Here is a 666-nt window from a genome sequence, read left to right as displayed (position 1 = left end):
TGAGCCTTTCCGGGCAACGGTGCGGTGACTGTGTGTCACGTGGTGCGGTCGGCTTCCATGTGTAGGAGCACCAGTGCGGCGGCGACGATCTGGCCGATCTTCCAGGGGCAGACGCTGACTCGGCGGAGTGCTTTGAATGTGGTTTTGAGCAGGGCGTTTCCTCGCTCACCCACGGCTCGTAGACCGTTGTGGATTTTGTTGAGTTGCTTCTGGACGTCGGTCAGCTCGCTGCCTTTGGGTTTCTTGTAGGCGACGGTGATGGTGGCGGCTTCGCCTTCGTAGCCCAGGTCGCCCAGGATCCGGGCTTGCTGGGCGTGGGCGGTGAGGGTGTCGATCATGCCGGGGTGGGTCCGTAGGGCTGTGGTGTCGTGTTCCCGGCCTGGCCGCACCTGCGAGGTCCATAGGGGCCAGCCGTCGGGGGCGGTGATGACCTGCACGTTCCCGCCGTGGTGGTGATGCTTTCCTGACCACCACAGGTCCACTCCGGTCGTGGGACCAGGTGTGGACACCCGATCGGTGTGGATCAGCGTGCCGTCGAGCATCACGTGGTCGTAGCCGGCGAGCTTCGCCGCCACCAACGCCGCCTCCAGACTGGGCGCCTGCGCGGCCAGCGCCTGCCGCACCTCGTTGAGGTAGTCGTAGCAGGTGGACAGGCCGATCCGATTG

The 666-nt window shown here is 65.3% G+C and carries 1 protein-coding gene; it reads right to left on the bottom strand.

Going from position 1 to position 666, the window contains the following annotated elements:
• Positions 1–35: 35 nt before the first annotated feature.
• Positions 36–666, bottom strand: a 631-nt coding sequence (locus tag ABD287_RS18435) for an HARBI1 family protein (RefSeq protein WP_344174819.1), incomplete at its 5' end; no start/stop codon positions are given.

Source organism: Pilimelia columellifera subsp. columellifera (assembly GCF_039532605.1).
Classification (GTDB): Bacteria; Actinomycetota; Actinomycetes; order Mycobacteriales; family Micromonosporaceae; genus Pilimelia; species Pilimelia columellifera.
This window is presented reverse-complemented; position numbering and strand designations above follow the sequence as displayed.